Below are 26,521 nucleotides of genomic sequence, written 5' to 3'. Positions count from 1 at the left end.
CACCACCACCGAACCCGCCCAGCCCGCCGCAGGCACACGCAGGCATTCAGGGGCGCGGGGAACTGCGCAACAACGCCCGCCCCCACCGAACCCGCGGACTACTCCGCCGCGCCGTACAGGCGGTCCCCCGCGTCGCCGAGCCCCGGCACGATGTACCCGTGCTCGTTGAGGTGGTCGTCGACCGCCGCCGTGACCACCGTGACCGGCGTACCCGCCAGCTCGCGCTCCATGATCTCCACGCCTTCCGGCGCGGCCAGCAGGACCACCGCCGTCACGTCGTCCGCACCGCGCCTGATCAGCTCACGGATCGCCGCCACCAGCGTGCCACCGGTCGCGAGCATCGGGTCCAGGACGTACACCTGCCGCCCGGAGAGATCCTCCGGCATACGCGCGGCGTACGTGGTGGCCTGCAGCGTCTCCTCGTCGCGGATCATGCCGAGGAACCCCACCTCGGCGGTCGGCAGGAGCCGCACCATGCCGTCCAGCATGCCGAGCCCCGCACGGAGGATCGGCACCACCAGGGGGCGCGGATAGGACAGCTTCACACCGGTCGTGGGGGCGACCGGGGTTCGGATGTCGACCGCCTCGGTGCGCACGTCGCGCGTGGCCTCGTAGGCAAGCAGGGTGACCAGCTCGTCGGCGAGACGACGGAAGGTCGCGGAGTCGGTGCGCTGGTCGCGCAGGGTGGTGAGTTTGTGGGCGACCAGAGGGTGGTCGACGACGTGGAGACGCATGTCCACACAGTAGCCGGGTCCATCGAAGCCCTCGCGCTGGCGTCAAACCGGCCGACCGGGGGAAAGTGGGAGGGACGGACTGGGGTGGTGAACCGATGCCTGACCTGCCTGAGCACGAACCGTCGCACGAACCGTCGTCACAGGAGACCGACGCCGAGCGCCGGCGTCGGCGCGCGCAGTTCCTGCGCGATCTCGCCGAAGCCAGAGAGCTGCGCGACCGGGTGCAGCCACGCCGCGCGAAGGTGGCCCGTCTGCGGCACGCGATGCGCATGCGGACCTTCCGCTGGTAACGAAGATCACGTGGCCCGGACGCCTGGCGGCGCACCGCAGGGTGCGCTGAACAGGTGGCCGTGCGTGGGCCCTTGGGAAAGCCGCGTACGATCCCGCTCGTGGCGGCGACGAGTGCGCCGGTGAGTCTTCACCGACGTGCCGACGCGCGTGCGATCAAAACCACCGGACACAGGGTGCCGAAGACGTCCCCTGAACGCCTTGTTTCTGCCACGATTCCGAGTGGGTGGGGCTCGGAGCCGAGCTCTCCCCGCCCGAACCTCCGCCGGGGGGACCCCCAACCGGCACGCCTATGACCAGTGGGAGAGTCACGGTGTACTTCGCCGCACTGCTCGCGCGCACCGAAGACGGGTGGGAAGCGAGCGACACAGAGCTCCTCGACAATGTGGAGACGCTGTCGGATCTGGCCGACCTCGCCCGGGAAGCCGCGGCCGAGGACGACACGGTGCTCGTGCTGATCGAGCAGGAGGACGCCTGGTTCGGCGTCGTCCGCATCGACGGTGAGGAGGACCCCCGTATCTACGTCTCGGACGCCGCCGCCGCTGCCCGCAGCTCGTACGGCGAGATCCTGCTCACCGACGAACTGCTCGGAAGGGAGCCCGGCGATGACGGCCCGGACCTCGACGCCCTCGACCTCGACGGCACCGAGGACGGCGAGGACGAGGACGACGACGACGACGTCACCGCCGAGGCGGGCGGCTCCAAGGAGGCCGTGCCGCACGGCCCGGTCGGTGACGCGCAGGTCCTCGACGACCTGGGCGTCAGCGAGAAGGAACTGAAGGCCCTGACGCAGGACGCCCTCACCGGGATCGCCGAGTCCCTGGGCGCCTCGGAGGTCCTGGAGACCGTCCGCTGACCGCAGGGACCGAGAAGCAGGGCACCCCGGACCCGGTACGCGACCGCTGGCGGGCCGCGATGCGGCTCGCCCTGGACGAGGCCGGCAGGGCGGGCCCGGACGTGCCGGTGGGCGCCGTCGTCCTGTCCCCGGACGGTACGACGGTGCTCGCGGCCGGTCACAACGAACGCGAGGCGGGCGGCGACCCGACCGCGCACGCGGAGGTCCTGGCGATCCGCAGGGCCGCCGCCGCGCTCGGCGAGTGGCGGCTGACCGGCTGCACGCTCGTCGTCACGCTGGAGCCCTGCACGATGTGCGCCGGGGCGATCGTGCAGTCCCGGGTGGACCGGGTCGTGTACGGCGCCCGGGACGAGAAGGCCGGCGCGGCCGGTTCGCTCTGGGACGTCGTCCGCGACCGGCGCCTCAACCACCGCCCCGAGGTGGTCGGCGGCGTCCTCGCGGAGGAGTGCGCCGGGCTCCTCACGGAGTTCTTCCGGGACCGCTGAATACCGATTTCAAGGCACGCCCCACCTTGCTGTAAGGTCTCCCTCGGTAGCGTGTCCGAGCGGCCGAAGGAGCTCGCCTCGAAAGCGAGTGTGGCGCAAGTCACCGAGGGTTCAAATCCCTCCGCTACCGCTTGAGAAGGGCCCCGTCGAGAGACGGGGCCCTTCGTGCGTACTGGATCACCCGGTTACACTCGCGCCCCAGAAGGAACAGAGGCACCAGAAGCGGGGGAGGCCGCGGTGGCGGTGAACGGAAAGAAGATCGCCGTCTATTTGCTCGTGGTCTTCGTGCTGTACGTGATCATCACGGACCCGGCCAAGGCCGCCGACTACGTGGAGATAGGGTTCCAGGGCATATCGGACGCCGCCAAGGCCGTGGGCGACTTCTTCACCTGGCTGGCCGACGGGGCGCACTGACAGACCCAAGGGAGCGCCCATGATCCGCCACCTCGTCCTCTTCAAGCTCGATGAGGGTGTCGAGCGCGACGACCCGCGCGTCCTCGCGGGTGTCGAGGCCTTCCGCGCGCTGGACGGGAAGATCCCCGAGATCCGCTTCTGGGAGCTGGGCTGGAACCTCAGCGACCGCCCCATCGCCTACGACTTCGCCATCAACTCCGGGTTCGAGGACACCACCGCGCTGCGGACGTACGTCGAGCACCCGGAGCACCAGGCGGGTGTGGCGCTGTGGAAGGAGTTCGCCACCTGGGTGATCGCGGACTACGCGTACTGAACCCGAGTGCTCGGAAGCCTCCCGCCGGGAACGGCGGGGGGTTTTCTTCGTCTTTACCCAAAGTTGCCCCTCAACACGGCGTAATCAAACGTTATGCGGTGCTTGCACACAGTGCACATGTCTTGTGATGCTATGACCGCTTTTGACGGATGAGTTGACCAACGAAGAGGTGGCGTTGACCGTGGCGGCCAGTACCGCGCCTCCCCAGGAGGCTCCCCAGGAGGCCGCCCCACGCAGTCGCGGCGCCGACACCCGGGCGCTCACCCAGGTGCTCTTCGGCCAGTTGAAGGAGCTCCAGCCGGGCACGCCGGAGCACAACCGGGTACGGTCGGCGCTCATCGAGGCCAACCTCCCGCTCGTGCGCTACGCGGCCGCCCGCTTCCGCTCCCGCAACGAGCCGATGGAGGACGTGATCCAGGTCGGCACGATCGGGCTCATCAACGCCATCGACCGCTTCGACCCGGACCGGGGCGTGCAGTTCCCGACCTTCGCGATGCCGACCGTCATCGGCGAGATCAAGCGGTACTTCCGCGACAACGTCCGTACCGTTCACGTACCGCGCCGGCTGCACGAGCTGTGGGTGCAGGTCAACGGTGCGACGGAGGACCTGACGACGGCCTTCGGACGCACCCCGACGACCGCCGAGATCGCGGAGCGGCTGCGCATCACCGAGGAGGAGGTGCTGTCCTGCATCGAGGCCGGGCGGTCGTACCACGCCACCTCGCTGGAGGCGGCCCAGGAGGGCGACGGACTGCCCGGCCTGCTCGACCGGCTCGGCTACGAGGACCCGGCGCTGGACGGCGTGGAACACCGCGACCTGGTCCGCCATCTGCTGGTCCAACTCCCCGAGAGGGAGCAGCGAATCCTTCTCCTGCGCTACTACAGCAATCTCACCCAGTCGCAAATCAGCGCGGAACTCGGCGTCTCGCAGATGCACGTTTCGAGGCTACTCGCGCGTAGCTTCCAGCGGCTGCGATCCGCCAATCGGATCGACGCATAGTCTTCGGCGGATAGCGGATGCATAAGGGGCGCACGGTCGCACGTTCCGGAACACCGCAGTTCGCAAGCACTGTCGAGGCGTAACCGGAGAGAGCGAATCGCTCACTGGTGCCGTTCCCGACCCTTCTATGCCGAAAAACCGTCAGACCCCCTTTATCCAGGGCGGATTACGATCTCACATGTCGACATGTCACTACAGCGTGTTGCCGACATGTGACATTCTGCCGGAAGCGCGTTTGCCGAGGCTTCGGCTCCGGTATTCAGGTGAAGGCTGACGTTCCACCACGGGGCGTTCGCCACGACCGTCCCGCGACCCAAAGGGGGTGGCATGTCCGCAGATCTGGGCAGCTCCAAGGTGCTCACGCTCACCAAGAGCGAGGCTGAGCCCGCACTCGACGACATCACGGCCGTCGAGGCCGCGCCGGCCCCGGCGCTCCCGGCCATCCCGGCTCCCCCGGTGGTGTCCGGAGCCATCGACACCCGCACCCTGTCCCGCTCCCTCTTCCTGCGGCTCGCCGCACTCGACGAGAACAGCCCCGAGCGCGCGTACGTCCGGGACACCCTCATCGAACTCAACCTCCCGCTGGTGCGCTACGCGGCGGCTCGTTTCCGCTCGCGCAACGAACCGATGGAGGACATCGTCCAGGTCGGCACCATCGGCCTGATCAAGGCGATCGACCGCTTCGACTGCGAACGCGGCGTGGAGTTCCCGACGTTCGCGATGCCGACCGTCGTCGGCGAGATCAAGCGGTTCTTCCGCGACACGTCGTGGTCGGTGCGCGTCCCGCGCCGCCTGCAGGAGCTGCGGCTGGCCCTCACCAAGGCCAGCGACGAGCTCTCCCAGAAGCTGGACCGCTCTCCGACGGTCGCCGAACTCGCCTCCGTGCTGGGCGTGTCCGAGGAGGACGTCGTCGACGGCCTCGCGGTCGGCAACGCGTACACGGCCTCCTCGCTCGACTCCCCGGCCCCCGAGGACGACGGCGGCGAGGGCTCCCTCGCGGACCGCCTCGGCTACGAGGACACGGCCCTTGAGGGCGTCGAGTACCGGGAGTCCCTGAAGCCGCTGCTGGCCAAACTCCCGCCCCGTGAGCGCCAGATCATCATGCTGCGCTTCTTCGCCAACATGACCCAGTCACAGATCGGCGAGGAGGTCGGCATCTCCCAGATGCACGTCTCACGCCTGCTGACCCGCACGCTGGCACAGCTGCGGGAAGGGCTCATCTCGGACTGACGGCCCGGGCTTGACTGGGGTCCCTGGCGGGTGCGGGTGCGTTGCGGCTGGTCGCGCAGTTCCCCGCGCCCCTAAGGGGGTTGCAGTCACCTGCGTCTGGACGGACCGTTCGCCGCCTTGCGCGCCACGACGTGCCGGGTGCGGTCGTCGGACGAGTGCGGGTCGGTGGGGGCTGGTCGCGCAGTTCCCCGCGGGCAGCGTGCGCCGGGCCTGAACCGGGCGCATACGGTCCCGCCGAGCCAGGTCGCGGGGCGCGCACCAGTCCGTCGTGGCTGGTCGCGCAGTCTCCCGCGGGCAGCGTGCGCCGGGCTCGAAACGGGCGCCTACGGTCCTGCCGGGTCAGGTCGCGGGGCGCGCACCGGCCCGTCGTGGCTTGTCGCGCAGTTCCCCGCGCCCCCAGGGGGTTGCAGTGACCCTGCGTTAGGACCGACCGTGCGGCGCGCAGGGGCGGGGTGGGGGCCCGCCGGACGAACTCGCGCGCGCTGCGTCGAAGCAGGCCGCCGCAGGCGTCAGGGGCGCGGGGAACTGCGCAGAGACGCCCGCCCCACCGAGCCGCACGGGCACCCCCGCACGGGTCGTTGGGGCGCGGGGAACTGCAAAAAACGCCCGCCGCCACCAAGCCGCACGGGCACCCCCCGCACGCGTCGCTACTTCAGCGCCAGCCAAGCCACCGCCGCGACGATCGCCACGGCGACCACCACGCCGATGATGAGGCCGATGCGCGGGCCGCCGGACGTGGCGGCGGGTGCGGTCTGCTGTCGGCGGCCCTGCGGGCCCTCGTCGACGAACGCGCGGAACATCTGGGTGCTGCCGGCGGGGTCGTGGTTGCCCTGGGGGACCTGGTTCTCAGCCATGCCCAGAGACCCTAGCGAATCAGGCACCGGGGCCCAAGTGCGGGGCTGCCAGGGGTACCGGCGGGTTCCACGTGCAGGTTTACGTTCGCAATACTTGCCTTTGCCAAGTTTTTATGCCGCACTCACCCGTTTTATTTGCCTGTAGCAACCAAGCACGTCTATGGTTGCCCTAAGCAACGAATACGGGAGGTGTGATGGCCGAGCAGGCGCGATACGAGGAGCTGATCCGCCAGTTCAGCGCCTTCGGAGCCGTGAAGAGGGAGATAGGACGGATGATGCCGTCCGAGTGCCCCTCCGGTTCCGCCGCCGTGCTGACCCTGCTCGGGCGCTACGGGGACATGCGCATGAGCAAGCTCTCCGAGCTGCTCGCCGTGGACATGTCGGTCACCAGCCGCCATGTGGCCCACGTCGCCGAGCGCGGCTGGATCGAGCGATCCCCCGACCCGGCGGACAAGCGTTCCCGCATCCTGCGTCTGACCCCGGCCGGCCAGTCACTGCTCGGCCAGCTGTCCCGGCGGACCTGCGACATGCTCGCCGAGCGGATGAGCGACTGGAGCGACGACGAGGTGGCCCAGCTGACCGCGCTGATGGCCCGCCTGCGGGCGAGCTTCGACGACACCCGCGCCCACGGCCCCGAGCCCCGGCCGCCCGTACCCCTCGTACTCGAACAGACCACCCGTACACCCGCGATCACCCAGTAAGAGAAGGAAGCCCATGGCAACGACCACACCAGCCGGTGTGCGGGCTCACGCCAAGCACGGGGGAGGCTCCACCGAGTACGCCCCGATGACGCACCGGCAGATCATGGAGGCGCTCTCCGGGCTGCTGCTCGGCATGTTCGTGGCGATCCTGTCGTCCACGATCGTCACCAACGCGCTCCCGCACATCATCGGCGACCTCGGCGGCGGCCAGTCCGCCTACACCTGGGTCGTCACCGCCTCGCTGCTGGCCATGACCGCGACCACCCCCCTGTGGGGCAAGCTCGCCGACCTGTACAGCAAGAAGGCGCTCGTCCAGATAGCCCTGATCGTCTACGTGCTGGGTTCGATGGCCGCCGGCCTCTCGCAGAACCCCGGCATGCTGATTGCCTGCCGTGTCGTGCAGGGCATCGGTGTCGGCGGCCTGTCCGCCCTCGCCCAGATCGTCATGGCCGCGATGATCTCCCCGCGCGAGCGCGGCCGTTACTCCGGCTACCTCGGCGCGACCTTCGCCGTCGCGACCGTGGGCGGCCCGCTGCTCGGCGGTGTCATCACCGACACGAGCTGGCTGGGCTGGCGCTGGTGCTTCTACGTCGGCGTCCCCTTCGCCGTCCTCGCACTGATCGTGCTGCAGAAGACCCTGCACCTGCCCGTGCTGAAGCGGGACGTGAAGGTCGACTGGGCCGGCGCGTTCTTCGTCGCCGCGGCCGTCTCGCTGCTCCTGGTCTGGGTCACCTTCGCGGGTGACAAGTACGACTGGATCTCCTGGCAGACGTACGCGATGATCGGCGGTTCGATCGTCCTCGGTCTACTCTTCGTGCTTGTCGAGTCGAAGGCCAAGGAGCCGATCATCCCGCTGCGGCTGTTCCGCAACCGCACCATCACGCTGGCCTCGCTGGCCTCGCTGTTCGTCGGTGTCGCGATGTTCACCGGCACGGTCTTCTTCAGCCAGTACTTCCAGCTGGCCCGCGACAAGTCCCCGACGATGTCCGGCGTCATGACCATCCCGATGATCGGCGGACTGTTCATCTCCTCCACCGTCTCCGGGCAGTTCATCACCCGCACCGGACGCTGGAAGGCGTGGCTGGTCAGCGGTGGCGTGCTGGTGACGGCGGGCCTCGGCCTGCTGGGCACCATCCGGTACGACACGGACTACTGGAAGATGTCGATCTTCATGGCCCTGCTGGGTCTCGGCATCGGCATGATGATGCAGAACCTGGTGCTGTGCACGCAGAACCAGGTCGACCCGAGCGACCTCGGCGCGGCCAGCTCCACGGTCACCTTCTTCCGTTCCCTCGGTGGTGCGGTCGGTGTCTCCGCGCTCGGCGCTGTCATGTCCCACCGGATCACGCACTACGTCTCTGACGGCGTCGCGGCCCTCGACCCCAAGTACCAGGCCGCGCTGTCCGGTTCGGGTTCGTCCACCGACAGCATCCCGGACATGAACAAGCTGCCGGCCCCGGTGCGCACGCTCATGGAGAGCTCCTACGGCCACGGCATCGCCGACGTGTTCCTGATCGCGGGCGCCCTCGCGGCCGTCGCGTTCCTGATCACCCTGTTCATCAAGGAGGTTCCGCTGCGGACCAAGGGCGCGCTGGCACAGGCCGCGTCGGACGAGTCACCGGCCGAGGTACCCGCGGAAACAGTCGAGGCTCCGGCCGCCGGGCACACTCCGAGCTGGGCCGCCACCACCACCTCCGACACCGAGACCGCTCCCGAGGGCACGCAGCGGCTGTCCGCCGTGGCCACGCTCGCCCGGCCTGAGGCGTCCGGTGACGGCTCCGGCGGCATCCCGGTCCGCGGCTTCGTCCGCGGCAACGAGAGCGCCCCGGTCCCGCAGGCCGCGGTCACACTGATCTCGCTCACGGGACGGCAGCTCGGCCGGTCGGTCACCCAGGCCGACGGTTCCTACGCCGTTGAGGCGCCGAGCGTCGGGTCGTACGTCCTGATCGCGTCCGCCGACGGCTACCAGCCGCAGGCGTCCACGGTGCTCGTGAACGGCGAGCCGGTCGCCTACGACGTCCTCCTCAGCGGCACCAGCGGGCTGAACGGGCTCGTGCGGGCCGCGCAGAACGGGGAGCCCGTCAAGGACGCCATGGTGATCGTCACCGATGTGCGGGGCGATCTGCTGGCCACCGGGACCACCGGTGAGCAGGGCGAGTTCGCCTTCGGCGAGCTGGTCCCGGGTGCGGTGACCGTGGCGGTCAACGCCGCCGGGTTCCGGCCGCGCGCCCTGCCCGTCGAGGTCGGCGGCACCGGCGTCACCCGCATCGAGGTCGACCTCGACTCGGGCGCCCGCCTCCAGGGTGTCGTACGGGCGCCGCACGGTCCGCTGGCCGACGCCCGGGTCACCCTCGTGGACGCGGCCGGCAACGTGGTCGGCTCCGCCACCACCGGGACGGACGGGGCGTACGCCTTCACCGACCTGGACGGCGGCGAGTACACGGTCATCGCGACGGGCTACCCGCCGCAGGCGACGGCCCTGACGGTGAACGGCCCCGGCGTCGACGGCCACGACATCGAACTCGCCCACCCCGGCGAGTAGTGCACCTACTCCGGCCCGTGGCGGGCAGCGCGCTCCGAGCGGAGGTGCGCGCCCGCCACGGGCCGGTCCTATGCGAGGAGTTACGCGAAATGGGACTGAGCGCGAGGATTCGGACCCGGGACGGATGGGCCCTGTCGCACGCGGTCGTCACGGTGACCGACATGACCGGCACGCAGGTGCTGCGCGCGGAGGCGGACGCCGAAGGGGCCGTACGGGACGGGACCCCGCTGGAGCCGGGGCCGTACACGGTCATCGTCACGGCCGTCGGCTACGCGCCCGCCGCCTCCAGCGCGATCGTCACAGCGAGCGGCCGGGCCGAGGTCGGCACGGTCACGCTGGCCCGCATCGGCGGGGCGGAACTCCCGCCGCCGGGCCCCTGGACCGTCGACCCGGCCCACTCCAGTGTGGGCGCGGTCGCCCAGCACCTGGGCATTTCCAGCGTGCACGGCCGCTTCACCGACTTCACGGCGGCGATCGAGGTCGCCCCGGACGACGTGACCAAGTCCCGGGTGGAGGCGGTGATCCGGGCCGCCTCCATCGACACGGGCAACGCGATGCGGGACGAGCACCTGCGGTCGGCGGACTTCCTGGACGTCGAGCGGTACCCCGAGATCACGTACCGGTCGACGGGGCTGACGGTGGCCGGCACGGATCGATGGACCGTGCGGGGCGAGCTGGCGATGCGGGGTGTCGTACGGCCGGTGGATCTGGACCTCGCCCACCTCGGCACCGGAGCCGACCCCTGGGGCGGGACGCGGGCCGCCTTCCGGGCGACGACCCAGCTGCGGAGGGAGGACTTCGCCATGAACTACAACCAGGTCGTGCAGGCCGGGATCGCGGCGATCGGTACGACGCTGAAGGTCGAGCTCGACGTCCAGGCCGTGCAGGGGGATTCGCTGCCGCAGGCCTGAGGGCGTTGTCAGTGGCGGGACGTACGGTTCGGGGTATGGAGCGGACCACGGGGGTGCGGGGCTACTACGCCGAGTCGGCGGAGCGGCTGGGGAGGGTGTACGAGAGCGTCTCGTTCGAGGTCGTGCACGGGGCGCTACTGGATCTCCTGCCGGACACGCCCGCGCGGGTGCTGGACGTCGGCGCGGGGACCGGGCGGGACGCGGCGGCGCTGGCCGGCCGCGGGTACACGGTCGACGCGGTGGAACCGGTCGCTGAGCTGCGCCGGGTGGCCGAGCGGCTGCACCCCGGCAGCGGGGTGACCTGGCGGGCGGGCGCGCTGCCCGAGATACCGGGCGTGCGAGGGCCGTACGAGGTCGTGCTGCTGTCCGCGGTGTGGATGCATCTGCTGCCGGAGGAACGGCCCGTCGCGATGCGGCGGTTGGCCGGGCTGCTCGCGCCCGGCGGGCTTCTGCTGATCACCTTGCGGCGCGGTGAGCCGCCCGCGGACCGGCTCATGTTCGACATCCCGCCGCAGGAGGTTGCCGGGCACGGGGCCCAGGCGGGGCTGAGGCTGCTGCGGACGGTGGCCGAGGGTGCGGACCGGCTCGGCCGGGAGGCGGTTCACTGGAACGCCGTGGCGCTCCAACTAGGCTGATTCCATGGCACCGAACATTGCGACCAACAAGTCCGTATCCCTGGCGGAGCTGCTGGACTTCGTACGGCCCCGGCACCGGGCGATCCTGCTGACCCGGCGGACGGACGGGTCCCCGCAGGCCTCGCCGCTGACCTGCGGGGTGGACGACTCGGGGCGGATCGTCGTGTCGACGTACCCCGAGCGGGCGAAGACGCGGAACGCGAAGCGGGATTCCCGGGTGAGCCTGATCGTGCTGAGCGACGACTGGAACGGACCGTGGGTGCAGGTCGACGGGACCGCGGAGGTCATCGACTCGCCGGAGTCCGTGGAGCCGCTCGTGGAGTACTTCCGGAACATCTCCGGGGAACATCCCGACTGGGACGAGTACCGGGCGGCGATGGTGAAGCAGGGGAAGTCGATCATTCGGGTCACGCCGGAGCGGTGGGGGCCGGTCGCCACCGGCGGTTTCCCGGCGAGGTTGGCCTGACAGCTCGGGGGCTTCTGTTCGTTGGCGGCTGCGAGTTCGTCGTGGCTGGTCGCGCAGTTCCCCGCGCCCCTAGGTGGGTTGCACCATTGCCTCGATGCCTTTGATCAGTAGGTCCAAGGCGAAGGTGAAGTCCCTGTTCCGCATCTCCTCGACCGTGTCGCCGCCCCTCGCCGTCATGATCTCCTCGTTCTCCTTGAGGATCTCGGCGGCGTCGGGGGATTGTGTCGCCGATGCCATCGCGTGGCGGAAGTAGGCCTCCTGGGTCATGCCGGCCTGCGCGGAGCGGGTGATGAAGTGGCCCTCGATGGTGCCGAAGCCGTAGACGAACTGGAAGACGGCGGAGATCGCGCCGGTGATGCCGTGTGCGGGCAGGCCGGTCCTGCGGACGACCCGGTGCACGGTTCTGGACAGGGCCAGGGAGTGGGGGCCGATGTTGAGGAAGGTGCCGGCCAGCGGTGAGACCCAGGGGTGCCTGACCAGGAGCCCCCGGTACTCCCCGGCCACCGTGCGCAGTTGGTCCCGCCAGTCCTCGTCGGCCTCCGGGTCCGGCAGCTCCAGCTCGCCGAAGGCCGCGTCCAGGGCGAGTTCGAGGAGGTCGTCCTTGGTGTCGACGTACCAGTAGACGGACATCGCGGTCACGTTCAGCTCGGCGGCCAGCCGCCGCATGGAGAACTTGGCCAGCCCGTCCATGTCGAGCAGTCGTACGGTGGCCTCGGTGATCCGGTCCCGGTCAAGACCGGAAGGCTGGCCGCCGCCTCGGCCACCCCGGCGCACCTTGCCCTCCAGCCAGACACTGGTCCGACCAGAGGCCTTCTGGCCCGCGTTAGCCATGGCGCACCTTTCAGAAACATCCGTCCACTGGCAAAGATGCCAGGTGCCTTCCAACCTAAGGGGCGCGGGGAACTGCGCGACCAGCCACAACGGACTCGCACCCGCCGGCGAGCGAGAAGACGCCACCCCCTCAGGCGACATTCCCCCGCTCGGCCCGCCGCAACAACACCCCCGCAACCACTCCGCCCAGCAACACAGCCACCGCCCCCACCAACTGACTGCTCTCCAGGCCGGAGGCGAACGCGTCGGTGATCCGTCCCCTCTCCGACGCCGACCCCGCCTCCGCCAAGGCCGCCGGCAGCGAGGCCGCAGCCACCGGGACCAGCGTCGCGAACCGCGCGTTCAGCACCGCGCCCAGCACCGCGACCCCCAGCCCCTGCCCGAACTCCGCCACCGTGCCGTTGATCCCCGCGCCGACCCCGGCCTTCTCCGGCGGGATCGCGCTCATGATCGCGTGTGCCATCGCGGGACTGGCGACCGCCGCCCCCGCGCCGATCAGTACCAGCCCCACCAGCGTGCCCGGATACCCGTGGCCGGTGAGCGTGGCGATGGAGAGCAGGCCCGCGGCCATCACCGCCATGCCCAGGCCGATGGAGAGCGGCGTACCGAGTCTCGTCGACCACTTCGCCGACAGGCCCGTGAAGTTGAGGGCCACGATCATCAGCGCGAGCGGTGCCGTCCGCAGCCCCGCCTCCAGGGGACCGTAACCGAGGACGAACTGCATGTGCTGGGTGAGCAGGAAGAGCGAGCCGCCCATGCCGAAGGTGATCAGGACCGCTCCCGCCACCGCTCCCGTGAACCGGCGGTCACGGAAGAAGTGCATGTCGAGCATGGGGTGGGGGATCCGGCTCTCCCAGTACGCGAACCCGGCGAGGACCACGACCGCCACGGCCGCCGGCGCCAGCACCCGGCCGGACGTCCAGCCGTGCTCGGGGCCGGAGATGATCGCGAACACCAGGGAGGCCATGCCGATCGTGGAGAGCAGGGCGCCGAGCAGGTCGGGGCGGTCGCCGCGCTCCGGGGGTCCGGGGGTGGTCCCCCGGAAAGACACAGCCTTCGACTCGGGGACCAGGATCACCACCGCTACCAGGGCGAGCGCGGCGACCGGCAGGTTGATCAGGAAGATCGCTCCCCACCAGAAGTGGTTCAGCATGAAGCCGCCGAGGAGGGGGCCGGTCGCGAAGCCCAGTGAGTTCACCGCCGCCCAGATGCCGATCGCCTTCGGCTGCTCCTCGGGGGCGAAGATCTGCATCGCCACGGCGAGCGTGGTGGTCATCAGCAGTGCTCCGCCCACGCCCATGCCGGCCCGTGCCGCGATCAACTGGGCGGTGGAGTCCGCGAGACCCGCGACCAGCGACCCGGCGCCGAACAGCACCAGCCCCGCGGCCAGCAGCTTCTTGCGGCCGTAGCGGTCGGCGGCGCTGCCCGCGGTGAGCAGGAGCCCCGACTGCACCAGCGAGTAGGCGTTGATCATCCACTGGATGTCGGAGGTGGCGGCGCCCAGTTCGCGGGTGAGGGAGGGGATCGCCACGTTCAGGATCGTGTTGTCGAGCAGCACGGTCAGCTGCGCGAGACAGATGACGCCGAGTATCAGCCAGCGCTGGGGATGGCCCTGGGAGACGGTGACGGGGGCGGCTGCGGTCATGTTGTACACCGTAGAACAGTTCCTGTACGGCGTACAACGCGCTTTCCCGCCGTACGACGAGAAGGGCGGTGACCGGAGTCACCGCCCTTCTCCCGAGGGGAACCGTCAGCCGCTCGCCTTCTGGGTGAGGTCGTAGAAGGTGGCCGAACCGACCGTGACCTTCTTGAAGTTGGCCTCGACCCACGAGGTGATCTGCGAGGACGTGCCATTGCTGCTGCCGCCCATGCCGCCGCCCGAGCCGCCGGAGATGAAGTAGTGGACCTTGCCGTCCGCCACGTACTCCTTGAACTGGGCCAGCGTCGGGGACGGGTCGGTGCCGTTGAAGCCGCCGATCGCCATCACCGGGTCGCCCGTGGAGAGCTGGTAGCTCGCCGCGTTCTGGGCGCCGATGGCCGCCGCGACCCAGGTGTACTTCGACGAGTCGGTCTCCAGCAGCTTCTTGGCCTCGGAGGTGACGCTCGCGCCGTTCAGCAGGCCGCCGACGCCACCGCCGCCGCCCATGCCGCCGCCGTCGCCCGTCCGACCGCCGGGGCCGCCCTGCTGGTTCTGGGTGCCGCCGTTGCCGTTCTGCTGGTTCTGCCCGGGCATGCCACCGCCGGGGAAGCCGCCGGTGCCGCCGCCCTGCGTAGTGCCGTTGCCGTTCTGCCCGGGCATACCGCCGCCGAAGCCGCCCCGGCCACCGCCGCCACCGCCCGGACCGCCGCCCATCGCGGACGCGCCCGCGGGACCCGCCGTCACGATGGAGCCGGTGTGGCCCTCCTGGAGAGTGCTGAGGGTGTACGCCGTCGGGCCGGCAAGGGCGGCCACCAGGCCCAGGGAGGCCGCCGCGAGGGCGAGTTGACGGGTGACGCGGCCCGCGAAGATCAGGCCGAGCGCGGAGACCAGGCCGCAGATCAGGACCAGGTACTTCAGCCAAGGCAGGTAGTCGGAGGTGCGGTTGAGCAGGACGTAGCTCCAGGCCGCCGCCGCGACGACCGAGCCCGCGAGGGTGATCGACGCCCACAGCTCGGCGCGCTTCTCCCACAGGATGCCCGCGCCCATGCCGATCACGGCCGCCATGTAAGGGGCGAGGGCCACCGTGTAGTACTGGTGGAAGATGCCCGCCATGTAGCTGAAGACGACCATGGTGATCAGCAGCGAGCCGCCCCAGACCAGGAACGAACCGCGGGTCACCGACGTGCGGCTGAGCTTGCGCGTCGCCACCAGACCGGCGACGAGGAGGATCAGCGCGGCCGGCAGCAGCCAGGAGATCTGGCCGCCGATCTCGGAGTTGAACATCCGGTCCCAGCCGGTCGCACCCCACTGGCCGGTGCCGCCCGCACCACCACCGCCGCCGACCGAGCCGGTCTCGTCGCCGCTGAGGCGGCCGAAGCCGTTGTAGCCGAAGGTCAGTTCAAGGAACGAGTTGTTCTGGGAGCCGCCGATGTAAGGGCGGGAGGAGGCGGGCCACAGCTCGACGATCGCGACCCACCAGCCGCCGGAGACGACCAACGCGAGGGTGGCCGCGGCCAGTTGGCCGAGCCGCTTCTTCACGGAGACCGGCGCGCACACGGCATAGACGATCGCCAGCGGCGGAAGGATCAGGAAGGCCTGCAGGGTCTTGGCGAGGAACGCGAAACCGATCGCGGCACCGGCCCACAGCAGCCATTTCGTCCGGCCGTCCTCCAGGGCGCGGACCACGAAGTAGCAGGCGACCGCCATCAGGAGGGCCAGCATGGCGTCGGGGTTGTTGAACCGGAACATCAGCGCCGCGACCGGGGTGAGCGCGAGCACGGCGCCCGCGATCAGACCGGCCGGGGGGCTGAACCGGCGGCGCACGGAGGCGTAGACGACGGCGACCGTGCCGACGCCCATGAGGACCTCGGGCGCGAGGATCGCCCAGGAGTTCAGGCCGAAGACGCGCACCGACAGCTCCATCGGCCACAGCGAGGCCGGGGGCTTGTCGACGGTGATGGCGTTGCCCGCGTCCAGCGAGCCGAAGAAGAACGCCTTCCAGGACTGGCTTCCGGCCTGGACCGCCGCCGAGTAGAAGGAGTTGGCGTAACCGGAGGAGCTCAGGTCGTACAGGTAGAACAGGAGGGTCGCGGCGAGCAGGCCGAGAAAGGCCGGGCGCGCCCAGCGGGGGTCCTCGGGACGGCCGCGCCACAGTCTGCGGACGAAGGGCTGCTGGGGTTCACCGGACTCGGGGGCCGGGGGAGCGACCGGCGCCTGGGGGGCCGTCGCCACCGGACCCCACCCGGAACCCTGCTGGGCCGGGTGGGCCGAGTGGTCGGTCTGCGTGGTCATCAGGAGTTCCTCGGGTCGGTGTCGGTCGGGCGCACCGGCTGCAACTGCACGGTGGCGTCCTTCCAGGAGCGCTGCTCCGCGGCTTCACCGGCGCGGAACTCGGTCGTGTCGTACGGGGACGGCGGGGCGTACGGCGTCGTGGCGTACTGGTGCGCTGTGGGGCGCTGGGGCAGCGGGGCGTGGGGCTGCTGGGGAAGCTGCTGCCGCTGCGGGAGCTGCTGCGTGGCGTAGGCCGGCGAGGACGGGGCGTGGCCGGCGACCGCCGTGGCCCCGGGCTGGTCGTCACCGCGGTCGGGGAAGACCCAGGCGCGGAAGAGCAGGAAGCGCAGCACGGTCGCCGCGAGGTTGGCGGCGATGAGCACCGCCAGCTCGGTGGAGTGCGCGGGGTCGCTGCTGGCCGCGTTGAGCGCGGCGAGGGAGCCGCTGGTCAGCGCGAGGCCGATACCGAACACGACCAGGCCCTGCGCCTGGTGCCGGACGGCGCCGCCCCGCCCGCGCACCCCGAAGGTCAGTCGCCGGTTGGCGGCGGTGTTGGCGACCGCGGAGACCAGCAGGGCCAGCGCGTTGGCGATCTGGGAGCCGCCGAACTGCCGGAAGGCGCTGTAGAGGAGGAGATAGAAGAGGGTCGACAGACCGCCGACGACACAGAACCCGACGAGCTGGCGAGCCAGCCCCTTCGGCACGTCCTGGATCTCGCGGTCGCGCGGGTCGTCGCCGAACGGCCGGGTGATCCGGTCCAGCGGCAGCGACCCGCTCGCCAGGGCCTTGCCCACCCGCCACACCCCCTTGAGGTCCTCGGTCGCCGTCTTCACGATGTGGACGGTGGAGTCGGGGTCGTCGACCCAGTCGACGGGCACTTCGTGGATACGGAGGCCGGCGCGCTCGGCGATGACCAGCATCTCGGTGTCGAAGAACCAGCCGGTGTCCTCGACGAGCGGCAGCAGGACCTGCGCCACGTCACGCCGGATGGCCTTGAAGCCGCACTGCGCGTCGGAGAAGCGGGCCTGCAGGGAGCCGCGCAGGATGAGGTTGTAGGCGCGGCTGATGAACTCGCGCTTGGGTCCGCGCACGACCCGGGAGCTGCGGGCGAGCCGGGAGCCGATCGCCAAGTCGGAGTGGCCCGAGATCAGCGGGGCCACCAGCGGCAGCAGGGCGTTGAGGTCGGTGGACAGATCCACGTCCATGTAGGCGAGGATCGGAGCGTCCGAGGCGGACCAGACGGTCCGCAGCGCACGGCCGCGGCCCTTCTGCTCCAGCCGGAAGGCCCTGACCTCCGGTATCTCCGCCTCCAGCCGCTGCGACACCAGGGGAGTGGTGTCCGTCGACGCGTTGTCCGCGATGGTGATGCGGAACGCGTACGGGAACGTGCGCTTGAGGTGCTCGTGCAGTCTCAGCACACACGGCTGGAGGTCCTTCTCCTCGTTGTAGACGGGGATCACTACGTCCAGGACAGGCGTACCGGCGTCGCCGGCCGGGAGGTGCTCCCGCGCCGGCAGGGTGCCGGGAGAAGAGTCGGTTCGCATGTGAACGACTCTGGTCAAGCCCCCTGTTGCACCCATATGGCGGCGCTGTGCTGTGCCTGTGAGTGCGATTGCCAGTTCGTTTCGGGCGCCGGACGGGGGGCCACGGGGCCTACCGCGGGCAGGTGCATGGTGAACACCGTGCGCCCGGGCATGCTGTCGACGGTCACCGCGCCGCCGTGCGCGGTCGCGACGGCCTGCACGATGGCGAGACCGAGACCCGTCGAGCCGGAGGCACGCGAGCGCGAGGAGTCTCCTCGCGCGAACCGTTCGAAGACGTGCGGGAGCAGGTCGGACGGGATGCCCTGGCCGTTGTCCTCGACGTCCACGCACATCCAGGGGCCGCGCCGCTGCACCCGTGCGGTGACGGTGGTCCCCTCCGGAGTGTGTTTGCGGGCGTTGCCGAGCAGGTTGATGAGCACCTGCTGGAGACGGGCCGCGTCGCCGGAGACGAGGGCGGGTTCGTCGGGCAGGTCGAGACGCCAGTTGTGGTCCATGCCGGCGGCGCGGGCGTCGCTGATGGTGTCCACGACCAGCGGGATGAGGTCGGTCTGCTCGAACTGGAGCGGCCGCCCGGCGTCCAGGCGCGCGAGCAGCAGCAGGTCCTCCACGAGCAGCGTCATCCGGCCCGCCTCGGACTCGATACGGCCGAGGGCGTGCCGGGTGTCGGGGCCGACCTGTTCCCTGCCGCGCCGGGTGAGTTCGGCGTACCCGCGGATGGAGGCGAGCGGTGTTCTGAGCTCATGACTGGCGTCGGCCACGAACTGACGCACCCGCATCTCGCTCTGCTGCCGTGCGTGCAGGGCGCCGTGGACGTGGTCCAGCATGCGGTTGAGCGCGGAGCCGACCTGGCCGACCTCGGTGTGCGGGTCGCACTCCGCCTCGGGCACCCGCTCGCTCAGGTTGACCTCACCGGTGTGCAGAGGCAGTTCGGAGACCCGCGTGGCGGTGTTGGCGACCTTGCGGAGGGGACGGGTGGCGAGCCCGACGAGCACATAACCGGCGATGACGGCGGCGCCGAGACCTGCGGCGGTGACGCTGATCTCCACGAGGATCAGGGTGTTGATGGTGTTGTTGACGTCGTCGGTGGGGAGGGCGATGTAGTACGAGTCGGCGCCGTCCCTGCTCGTGACGTACTGGACGCGGTACTCACCGAGGCCCGGCACGTCCACGGTGTGCGCCTTGTCGTCCTGGGGCACGTCGGCCAGGGCGGCCTTCTGCGCTGTGGTGAGCTTCCCCGCGGTCATTCCCTGGAAGTCGCCGTTGCTGTCCTTCTGCGCCTTGGCGACGGCGGCACTGACGATCTTGCCCTTCTGGACGTACGCGGCGATGGTGTCGGGCTGCGTCGGAGCCTCTCCGACCAGGTTCTCGGCCTTGGCACTCGCCGGGATGTCCTTGTCCGAGTGCGGCGGGGTGTCCGGGGTGTTGCTCACGGTGCCGGGCTGCGGTCCTCTGTCCTTGCCGATGCCCACGGCGCGCCCGGCTGTCTCCCGCAGCTTGCCGTCCAACTGGTCGTACAGATGCGACCGCAGCGCCAGTGTCGTCACGGTGCCGATCACCGAGCAGACCACGGCGATCAGCACCACCGACGCGACGACGAGCCGCGTCCGCAGCGTGCGCGGCTTGCCTGCTCGCCCTGCTCGCTTCTGCGCCCGCGGCCGTCGTCGCCCGCTCATGAGGCGGCGGGCTTGATCAGGTAACCGGCGCCACGCCGGGTGTGGATCATCGGTTCCCGCCCCGCGTCGATCTTCCGCCGCAGGTAGGAGATGTAGAGCTCGACGACATTGGCCTGGCCGCCGAAGTCGTACGACCACACCCGGTCGAGGATCTGCGCCTTGCTGAGCACACGCCGGGGATTGCGCATCAGGAACCGCAGGAGTTCGAACTCGGTCGCCGTGAGGTGGATGTTCTCCCCGGCCCGTGAGACCTCGTGGCTGTCCTCGTCGAGGGTCAGGTCACCGACGACCAGCACGGAGTCGGAGCGGCGGTCGGCGGCGCCGGAGCGGCGGATGAGACCGCGCAGCCGGGCCACGACCTCTTCGAGGCTGAACGGTTTGGTGACGTAGTCGTCGCCACCGGCGGTGAGCCCGGCGATACGGTCCTCGACGGCGTCCTTCGCGGTCAGGAACAGCACCGGCACGTCCGGCAGTTCACGCCGGAGCCGCCCGAGGACGGCCAGTCCGTCCATGTCGGGAAGCATCATGTCGAGAACGACGGCGTCGGGCCGGAACTCCCGCGCGGTCTGAACGGCACCATGGCCGTCTCCCGCACTGCGGATCTGCCATCCCTCATAACGCAGGGCCATGGACAGCAGTTCGGTGATCGACAGCTCGTCGTCCACCACAAGCACTCGGACGGGGCTCCCGTCCGGCCTCAGCAGTTCGGTGCGCCCCTGGGGCGAGGTCGTGGTCATGGTGAACACCATGTCGGGGCCCCCTGAGAACACCCTTTCGGCAGTCTGTGATTTTCCTGAGAAACGCACAGGCGGCTCTCAGGGAACCCCTGGGGAATCCCTTGTTCGACGGGCCGGCGAGGCACCCCTCCGAGACTCCGACCGCTACCGGACCGGCCCCTGCTCGTCCACGTGAACCGTCGGCGCCCCGAGGAACACCTCGGCGCCGACCGGACCGTAGGCGATGTTGAAGGTGTCCAGCCAGTACGACCAGTCCCGGAGCCCGACGGCACTGCTGAAGCGGTAGTTGAGCTGCCACCGCACCCACTGCCCGGACTCGAGCCGCACACCCGGGCGCCGACGCGGCCGGGGCGGCACGCCGAACATCGGACCCACCCTGGGCAGGACCCGCAAGCGCCCGTCCACCTCACGGAGTTGGACGTCGACGCCCCTGAGGTGGTCGCCCTGGTGGTCGTGCGGCACGAAGTCGTCCTGCTCGTCCATCCGGACCGCGTGGACGAACGGGTCTCCGTCCCGCCCCACCGCGGACGACGGCAACAGGAAACCGACCGGAGCCGCGTTCCTTCGTGTCGCGGCCTCGCCGCCACGGGACCGCTTCGTCCACGACGTGCGTATCCACTGCACGGTGACGTCCATCCCCGGCCCTCCCCCTCGTCAGAACAACCCGTCCTGCACCCCCGGCGTCTCCTTGAACTCTCTCATCGGCACGGTGATTTCCGCCCCGTCGGCCGGGACCAGATCCCACCCCGTCATCAACCGCGTGTCCAGTACGACGACTCCCCCGCCCTCCGTCTCCAGGTGCAGGTCCGGGCCGGCGGCCGCGACGAGCCGGCCGCCCACCGACCCGCCCGCGGCGAGCTCTCTCACCTCACCGGCAGCGGTGGGCAGGCCGGCGAGACCGAAGACCTCGACGTGGTCGACCGGTTGGTACGGCGCGCGCTCCAGGGAGTCCGGCCAGCCGCCCAGCGCCACCGCCCGCGTGTGCAGTTCGGCGACCTCGGCGGCCCGCTCGGCGGCCGACACCGGCAGGGCGGACCGTACGGCCCGCTTGGCGCCGTACGGAATGCGATCCGGTACCGAGAGCGCCGCCCGCAGCAGTTCCTCGGTGCGCCGCGCGGCCATGAGCGGGCCGGTGCCGAGCCAGCTGAAGCAGACGGCACCCTGCTCCAACAGGCGCGCGGAGCCCCGCTCATGCGCCGTGATGCCGACCTTGACCATGCCTGGCCCGAACCACGCCAGATATACCCGGTACGGGCGGGGGTCGTCCGCGAGGGTGTCGGCGGCCACGGAGTGCGCCCGGTCCAGCCGCGCGCACTCCTCGCACCGGGCCCCCGTGCTCCGCCCCGACACCGCGGTCCGTGCCGGACACGCGTGTCCCCGCGCTCCCACACATGTCCGCACACCCCCCTCCGCGACCCCGAAGGCCACCCGCTTCCCCCAGGTCAGCGCACTGCGCCACCCGCCGTCCCAGCGCAGCACGGGCCCGTCCGCCGACCACGACAGCCCCGAGCACTTCCATCCCTGTGCCATCCCTCACGAGAGTAGGGGGCAGCACTGACAACGAGGGGGGATCACTGACAACAGGGGGCACCACTGACAACGGGGCCGGGCCGAAACCGCCGGGGCCTGTTCAGCCCACCGGCTCCATGGACACCGGTTCCGCCGTCACCGCGGTCCCCGCCCCGACCACCCTGGTCCGCGGACCACCCCGCCCCGCCATCCGGCAGCCGACGCACCCGGGATGCCCCCCGCGCGCACTCGTGTCCCGGACCCGCATCCCCCACTCCCCGCGCGGTCGGCGTCCCGGCGGCTTGCCCCAGCCGGCCAGGTGCAGGGCCCAGGTCACGAGGGCGCTCAGCACGGTGATCGCGAGGCCGACGGCGATCAGCGCGCCGGACACCGTGCACACCCCCAGCCCCAGCACGGACGTCCCCACGGTGGCGATGCCGACTCCGGTCCACCCCGCGACCGTGTGCCCCTCGTCATACTGATGTGCGCTCACAGACCCTCCCGCCGCCAGTTCTCTCACCTTCTAAGAAATTTAGCGCAGAAACCTCTCACTTGCTAAGGGAATCAGAAATCCGATGCACGCCGAGCCCCGCCCCACCGCCACTCCGGCCCAGGCACTGGAGGCGATGGACCTCTTCATCGCCACGGCCCACCTCGGCCAACAGGAGATGGCCCAGCGGCTGGGCCTGAACGTCACCGACCTGCTGTGCTTCGCCTGCGTCCTGAAGGCCGGCGAGGACCTCCTCACCGCGGGCGACCTCGCCGAGCACGCCCATGTCACCACCGGCGCGGTCACCGGCATCCTCAACCGCCTCGAACGCGGCGGTTACGTCACCCGCGTCCCCGACCCCACCGACCGCCGCCGCGTCCGGGTCGCCGCGCTCCCCGACGCCGTGGCCAAGGTCGTCGCCCTCTACCAGCCGTACTACGACCGCCTCGACGCCGTCTTCGCGGGCTACTCGGCCGACGAGATCGCCGTCCTCCACGACTGGTTCAGCCGTTCCACGAACCTCGCGCTCGCCTATATCGAGGAACTGCGGGCGAAGGACGCCGAGGGCAAGTAGCGGAGGGCGAACAGCGAGGGCAGTAGCGGGCCGCCCCCACCCCGGGGGTGGAGCCAGCCCCACCTCCGGTTCGGGAGGGTGCTCCATCGTTTCGGCGGGCCCGCGACGGCATCGTTGACCACGGCTGATCCACCCGGATCAAGCAGATCGAGCGCGACGCTCGCGACGATCGTGGAGTGCCGAACCGGAGGAAACCCCATGGAGCCGCAGACGGCCGACCGGACCCAGTTGCCGTCCACCCCCGGCCCTCTCGCCTCCTTCGTACGCTTCGTCGTCTGCGGGGGCGGGATCGGCGTCCTCTCCAGCTTCGCCGTACCGCTGGTGGCGATGACGATGCCGTGGGCGGTGGCGAACGCGGTGATCACCGTGGCCTCCACGCTCCTGTGCACCGAACTCCACGCCCTGTTCACCTTCGGCACCGGCCGCCGCCCCGGCTGGCGCCGGCACCTCCAGTCCTCCGGCTCGGCGGCCGCCGCGTACGCCGTCACCTGCGCCGCGATGTTCCTCCTGCACACCGTGCAGTCCTCGCCGGGCATGCTCACGGAACAGGCGGTCTACCTCACCGCGTCCGCCTTCGCCGGCATCGGCCGCTTCCTGGTCCTGCGCCTGTTCGTCTTCGCGGGAACCCACAAGGACCGGCGCCCGGCCGGAACCGTTGTCGCCCTGCCCCGGCCGACACTGCCGCGGACCGCGGTGAGCACCGCCTGCTGACCACAGGGCGGCACGCCGCCGACGGAGGGTTCACCCTGTCAGCACCGGGGAGGGGCGTGGTGCTCGGTCACCGTGCCCCCTGCCCATCACCCGCCACCCCGGTCTCATGGACCGATGCCGGCAACCGGCATCCCGACGGACCGCACCCAGCACAACCTCCGGCCCCTTCGAAACCTGCTCAGGCCGCCGGACGACGCCCCGTAGGGCCTCCCCACCCCGTCGCACACGAACGCCCCCTCCGGACCGCGACCGCATCCAGCAACTCGCCCTCCCTGACCACCCGCACCACGCACTCTTCGCCGGATCTGGCACGAGAGCTGCGTCACGACGCCTCATACACCCCGAGCCAGTAGGGACTGATCTCGCAACGGCGCAGGAACTCGAAGACAAGGCACGGCGCCCCGAACACGCCCATTTCCTCGGCGAGTTCCCGGGCCGCCGCGTCCTCGTACGACTCGACTCCCCGACCTCCGCGGCCCCGCCCACCGGCCCGCCAGTTGTACCGCCCGGAAAACCGGGAGAGATCTCGCGCCGCCGATGGCCGAGAATCCTCCCGCCCGGATCACGGCAGACCGTGGCGCGACCCGGTGCAGTCCCCTCTCCCGGATGGCCTCCGCCCATGCCGGTCTCGACCGCAGAGAGCTACGACAACGCCGCGATGGGGGCTGGCAGCCCTCCGGGGGTACAGCTGCCCCCACCCCGGATCGGGCGGACGGCTCCATGTCGCGGTCCCGGCATCGGCGGCATCGTAGAGGCATCGGATCTCGGACCACCGGCCCCCGCCCCCGAGTTCACCGCCCTCCTCCGGAAGGACCCCCCATGAGCCAGCTGCTGTCCGCCCCGCCCTCGCCGTCGATCAAGACCTCCCCCGAGAACGAACTGGCCCCACTCCTCACCGCCTGGGACCTGGCCCACCCCACCACGGCCGACCCCGACTGGCGCCACCTGCTCGACGAACTCGCCCACCCCAGCACCACCGAGGCCTTCCACAACCTGGCCTCGAGCACCGCATGACCCCGTGGTCCCCATCACCCGGCCAGAAACGGGAATGCCGCACGACACGAAAAAGCCCCCTCCGGGATGATCCGGAGGGGGCTTTGACCTGCTGTGCACTCGGCAGGATTCTGAGGACCGATGTTGGGCGCTGGCGGTTGCTGGGGTTGCTGTACTTAATTGCTGTACCGGGCCACGGCATTTACCCCGCTCGTTCGATGGTCAAGTTGCTACGGATGGGCTCGGCACGCCACATGGCCGCCAGCTCGGGGAAGGACTCAACGAACTGACGGATTCTTCCGAGCGCAGCACTCCTCGGCACGCCGACCTCGTGGAAGTCGAACCCGGTGTCTTGATGGCCGAGGCTGTGGAGATCAGCCCAGGCCGGGTCCTCTCTGAAGATGAGCTGGAGCTCGACCTGCCAGTACGCTGACGGGGCTGACGGCAAGTTGCCGCCCGAAGGACAACGCAGGCTCGTGGTCGTTCCAGTCCCATCGGCCCCACTGGACGATGAAGCCGTCACCGTCTTCCTCGGGCCCTTCGACCCCTTCGATCTCAACTTGGAGGAATTCCCCGAAGGCCCCCCACGCGGTCTGGACATCGCGCACGGCGTCGAGCTCGACTCCACGCTGACTCAAGATCTTCAGGTGAGTTGGCGACACTCCTCCCTGCGGGTAGTAAACGATGACGAGTTCAATTTTGGACTACTCGGTACTACGAGCAGTTTACGTCGTCGCAAGCGGTTTGTATTTTACCTAGACGAATTCACACGACTCGCTGATGAAGCGTCAATTGTTGACCACCGAACCATCCTGCTGATTAGGCAAGTTGAGCTGGCGATTCACCCAGATGCGCTCCCAGCGGGATAGGCGCATGATGATGAAGTACTCGGATTTCCAGCACCGGAAGATCGTCTCCGCGCGTTTCAATTGCGGTCAGTACGCGGCGGTCCGGTCGGCGACGGACTCGAACCTCACTCAGGCGCCGGCAATGGCGGACTGGCCGGCTTGGCCGGACACCATCTACGCGGGGCCCTCATCTGGCTCCACAGCATCCGGCTCACCGGAAGGTGTCGACTCGGCAGACCCTCTTAAGCGGGGCGGCGGGCGCCGACACGGCGCCCGCCGTCGGACTCCGGTCAAACGGTGAAGCCGGGAGGTTTATTGCCCGGCTGACCCGCGCGTATCAGGCCCTCTCCACACTCTCCCGCTTTGCCAAGTAGGCCGCGCGGTTGTCCACCAAGAATGAAAGGGCAGAAAGATGATCCAGGCGTACCTGCGCAGCATCCATTGCCATGAGGAGACCGACGAGGTCGGGGCCGACGAGCCGTACGCGCTCGTCACAGCGGTGAACCTCGCGTCCTCCGTCAACGTCGAGGGGTTCCCGGTCCCGCTGCCGGCCTTCGACGTGGTCCGCTACGGGTTCGACGATGTGGACGACGAGGAGACGCATGACGCCCCGGGCGCGTCGCTGTCATTTTGGGGGATCAACGGGCTGCCGGCCCCGCTGACCGATCCGGACAACGCCATCTTCATCGTCGGCTTGATGGAGAATGACGACGGCGACTCGGAGGCCCTGCGTGGCATCGTCAAAGGTGTGGTCGGTGGCTCGGTGCTCGGCAGCCTCACCGCCAGCCGCGCGGACAAAGTCGCTGCACTGATCCGTGACATTGACTCTGCGATGGGCACGCCGACCGGCGCGCCGAACTTCGACGACAAGATCGGGACACGCGAGCTGCGTTTCTCGGCCGACGACCTGCAGCGAGCCGAGGCGGGCGAGGCTATCCGTGCCTCGATCGACATCAATGGCGACGGCGGCCGCTACGAACTCACTTTCGAGGCCCGCAATCCCGGCTGGCAGGGCTTCGAACTGGCGCCTGCCGGCAGCGCCTCGACCACCGGGTCGATCGCGGCGGTCTCGCGGATCCCGGGCAGCATGGAGGTCTGGTACGTCGGGGCGAACGGCTCGGTGCAAGACCGGTACTGGTACGAGGGCGCCAACTGGCAGGGCTTCGAACTGGCGCCGGCCGGCAGCGCCTCGACCACCGGGTCGATCGCGGCGGTCTCGCGGATCCCGGGCAGCATGGAGGTCTGGTACGTCGGGGCGAACGGCTCGGTGCA

At 70.1% G+C, this 26,521-nt stretch carries 27 protein-coding genes, 1 tRNA gene and 1 pseudogene; 18 read left to right on the top strand and 11 right to left on the bottom strand.

The genetic code is table 11. The features are described 5' to 3' along the window. Positions 1-98: 98 nt before the first annotated feature. A complete protein-coding gene (gene upp / locus ABZT06_RS32665; protein WP_355749066.1) occupies positions 99-734 on the bottom strand; it encodes a uracil phosphoribosyltransferase in 636 nt (211 codons plus the stop codon). A gap of 95 nt (positions 735-829) precedes the next feature. Between upp and ABZT06_RS32660 the strand changes: the two genes are divergently transcribed. The 8 genes from ABZT06_RS32660 to ABZT06_RS32625 all read left to right on the top strand — a co-directional run bounded on the left by ABZT06_RS32660 (position 830) and on the right by ABZT06_RS32625 (position 5,320). After that, positions 830-1,024: a hypothetical protein gene (locus ABZT06_RS32660; protein WP_355749063.1), complete on the top strand. Its 195-nt coding sequence runs from the start codon at positions 830-832 to the stop codon at positions 1,022-1,024. 311 nt (positions 1,025-1,335) lie between these two features. Then, positions 1,336-1,878 (top strand): hypothetical protein, encoded by a 543-nt coding sequence (locus tag ABZT06_RS32655; RefSeq protein ID WP_355749088.1) that lies wholly within the window; start codon positions 1,336-1,338, stop codon positions 1,876-1,878. Positions 1,879-1,937: 59 nt separating this feature from the next. Beyond that, positions 1,938-2,363, top strand: coding sequence for a tRNA adenosine(34) deaminase TadA (tadA, locus tag ABZT06_RS32650; protein WP_355749060.1), 426 nt, complete (start codon positions 1,938-1,940; stop codon positions 2,361-2,363). A 45-nt stretch (positions 2,364-2,408) separates the two neighbouring features. After that, positions 2,409-2,493: transfer RNA gene (locus ABZT06_RS32645), tRNA-Ser, on the top strand. A 107-nt stretch (positions 2,494-2,600) separates the two neighbouring features. Further along, positions 2,601-2,777, top strand: coding sequence for a hypothetical protein (locus ABZT06_RS32640; protein WP_355749057.1), 177 nt, complete (start codon positions 2,601-2,603; stop codon positions 2,775-2,777). Between the two features lie 19 nt (positions 2,778-2,796). After that, on the top strand, positions 2,797-3,090 hold the full coding sequence (locus ABZT06_RS32635) for a Dabb family protein (RefSeq protein ID WP_355749054.1): 294 nt from the start codon (positions 2,797-2,799) through the stop codon (positions 3,088-3,090). A 142-nt stretch (positions 3,091-3,232) separates the two neighbouring features. Then, positions 3,233-4,090 (top strand): RNA polymerase sigma factor SigF, encoded by an 858-nt coding sequence (locus ABZT06_RS32630; protein WP_355749051.1) that lies wholly within the window; start codon positions 3,233-3,235, stop codon positions 4,088-4,090. 327 nt (positions 4,091-4,417) lie between these two features. Next, the gene (locus tag ABZT06_RS32625) at positions 4,418-5,320 is read left to right on the top strand and encodes an RNA polymerase sigma factor SigF (protein ID WP_355749048.1); all 903 of its coding nucleotides are present in this window, start codon (positions 4,418-4,420) and stop codon (positions 5,318-5,320) included. A 647-nt stretch (positions 5,321-5,967) separates the two neighbouring features. Here ABZT06_RS32625 and ABZT06_RS32620 read toward each other — a convergent pair. Then, positions 5,968-6,174, bottom strand: a complete 207-nt coding sequence (locus tag ABZT06_RS32620; RefSeq protein WP_355749045.1) for a hypothetical protein — start codon at positions 6,172-6,174, stop codon at positions 5,968-5,970. A 194-nt stretch (positions 6,175-6,368) separates the two neighbouring features. Here ABZT06_RS32620 and ABZT06_RS32615 point away from each other — a divergent pair, with 194 nt between their 5' ends. From ABZT06_RS32615 to ABZT06_RS32595, 5 genes are all read left to right on the top strand, one after another. Continuing rightward, positions 6,369-6,875 carry a MarR family transcriptional regulator gene (locus ABZT06_RS32615; protein ID WP_355749042.1) on the top strand — a complete coding sequence of 169 codons (507 nt, stop codon included), beginning with the start codon at positions 6,369-6,371 and terminating at the stop codon, positions 6,873-6,875. A 13-nt stretch (positions 6,876-6,888) separates the two neighbouring features. After that, the gene (locus ABZT06_RS32610) at positions 6,889-9,417 is read left to right on the top strand and encodes an MFS transporter (protein ID WP_355749039.1); all 2,529 of its coding nucleotides are present in this window, start codon (positions 6,889-6,891) and stop codon (positions 9,415-9,417) included. An 89-nt stretch (positions 9,418-9,506) separates the two neighbouring features. Beyond that, complete coding sequence (locus tag ABZT06_RS32605) at positions 9,507-10,328, top strand: YceI family protein (protein ID WP_355749036.1); 822 nt, start codon at positions 9,507-9,509, stop codon at positions 10,326-10,328. Positions 10,329-10,363: 35 nt separating this feature from the next. Further along, entirely contained in the window at positions 10,364-10,963 is a 600-nt protein-coding gene (locus tag ABZT06_RS32600) for a class I SAM-dependent methyltransferase (protein ID WP_355749033.1), read from the top strand. A 4-nt stretch (positions 10,964-10,967) separates the two neighbouring features. Continuing rightward, on the top strand, positions 10,968-11,429 hold the full coding sequence (locus tag ABZT06_RS32595; RefSeq protein ID WP_355749030.1) for a PPOX class F420-dependent oxidoreductase: 462 nt from the start codon (positions 10,968-10,970) through the stop codon (positions 11,427-11,429). Positions 11,430-11,498: 69 nt separating this feature from the next. Here the strand turns inward: ABZT06_RS32595 and ABZT06_RS32590 are convergent, their stop codons facing one another. The 9 genes from ABZT06_RS32590 to ABZT06_RS32550 all read right to left on the bottom strand — a co-directional run bounded on the left by ABZT06_RS32590 (position 11,499) and on the right by ABZT06_RS32550 (position 22,126). Next, complete coding sequence (locus ABZT06_RS32590; RefSeq protein ID WP_355749027.1) at positions 11,499-12,260, bottom strand: TetR/AcrR family transcriptional regulator; 762 nt, start codon at positions 12,258-12,260, stop codon at positions 11,499-11,501. Between the two features lie 130 nt (positions 12,261-12,390). Beyond that, positions 12,391-13,905: an MFS transporter gene (locus tag ABZT06_RS32585; RefSeq protein WP_355749023.1), complete on the bottom strand. Its 1,515-nt coding sequence runs from the start codon at positions 13,903-13,905 to the stop codon at positions 12,391-12,393. A 105-nt stretch (positions 13,906-14,010) separates the two neighbouring features. Then, on the bottom strand, positions 14,011-16,191 hold the full coding sequence (locus ABZT06_RS32580; RefSeq protein WP_355749020.1) for a glycosyltransferase family 39 protein: 2,181 nt from the start codon (positions 16,189-16,191) through the stop codon (positions 14,011-14,013). Further along, the gene (locus ABZT06_RS32575; RefSeq protein ID WP_355749017.1) at positions 16,191-17,714 is read right to left on the bottom strand and encodes a bifunctional glycosyltransferase family 2/GtrA family protein; all 1,524 of its coding nucleotides are present in this window, start codon (positions 17,712-17,714) and stop codon (positions 16,191-16,193) included. Before ABZT06_RS32575 ends, ABZT06_RS32580 begins: the two co-directional genes overlap by 1 nt. 14 nt (positions 17,715-17,728) lie before the next feature. After that, complete coding sequence (locus ABZT06_RS32570; protein WP_355749014.1) at positions 17,729-19,387, bottom strand: HAMP domain-containing sensor histidine kinase; 1,659 nt, start codon at positions 19,385-19,387, stop codon at positions 17,729-17,731. Next, complete coding sequence (locus ABZT06_RS32565; protein WP_152776198.1) at positions 19,384-20,124, bottom strand: response regulator transcription factor; 741 nt, start codon at positions 20,122-20,124, stop codon at positions 19,384-19,386. Before ABZT06_RS32565 ends, ABZT06_RS32570 begins: the two co-directional genes overlap by 4 nt. Positions 20,125-20,268: 144 nt before the next feature. Next, positions 20,269-20,760 carry a hypothetical protein gene (locus ABZT06_RS32560; RefSeq protein ID WP_355749010.1) on the bottom strand — a complete coding sequence of 164 codons (492 nt, stop codon included), beginning with the start codon at positions 20,758-20,760 and terminating at the stop codon, positions 20,269-20,271. 18 nt (positions 20,761-20,778) lie between these two features. After that, positions 20,779-21,654, bottom strand: coding sequence for a DUF2797 domain-containing protein (locus ABZT06_RS32555; RefSeq protein WP_355749007.1), 876 nt, complete (start codon positions 21,652-21,654; stop codon positions 20,779-20,781). A gap of 100 nt (positions 21,655-21,754) precedes the next feature. After that, entirely contained in the window at positions 21,755-22,126 is a 372-nt protein-coding gene (locus ABZT06_RS32550) for an HGxxPAAW family protein (protein ID WP_355749004.1), read from the bottom strand. Positions 22,127-22,208: 82 nt separating this feature from the next. Between ABZT06_RS32550 and ABZT06_RS32545 the strand changes: the two genes are divergently transcribed. From ABZT06_RS32545 to ABZT06_RS32525, 5 genes and pseudogenes are all read left to right on the top strand, one after another. Continuing rightward, entirely contained in the window at positions 22,209-22,697 is a 489-nt protein-coding gene (locus ABZT06_RS32545; RefSeq protein WP_355749001.1) for a MarR family transcriptional regulator, read from the top strand. Positions 22,698-22,895: 198 nt separating this feature from the next. Further along, on the top strand, positions 22,896-23,408 hold the full coding sequence (locus ABZT06_RS32540) for a GtrA family protein (RefSeq protein ID WP_355748997.1): 513 nt from the start codon (positions 22,896-22,898) through the stop codon (positions 23,406-23,408). 819 nt (positions 23,409-24,227) lie between these two features. Further along, complete coding sequence (locus ABZT06_RS32535) at positions 24,228-24,422, top strand: hypothetical protein (protein ID WP_355748994.1); 195 nt, start codon at positions 24,228-24,230, stop codon at positions 24,420-24,422. Positions 24,423-24,877: 455 nt separating this feature from the next. Beyond that, positions 24,878-25,270 carry a hypothetical protein gene (locus ABZT06_RS32530; RefSeq protein ID WP_355748991.1) on the top strand — a complete coding sequence of 131 codons (393 nt, stop codon included), beginning with the start codon at positions 24,878-24,880 and terminating at the stop codon, positions 25,268-25,270. A gap of 391 nt (positions 25,271-25,661) precedes the next feature. After that, positions 25,662-26,521 (top strand): annotated as a pseudogene (locus ABZT06_RS32525) (hypothetical protein); the annotation flags it as partial.

Origin of the sequence: Streptomyces sp. NPDC005483, assembly GCF_040606035.1 — a bacterium.
Taxonomy (GTDB): Bacteria; Actinomycetota; Actinomycetes; order Streptomycetales; family Streptomycetaceae; genus Streptomyces.
This window is presented reverse-complemented; position numbering and strand designations above follow the sequence as displayed.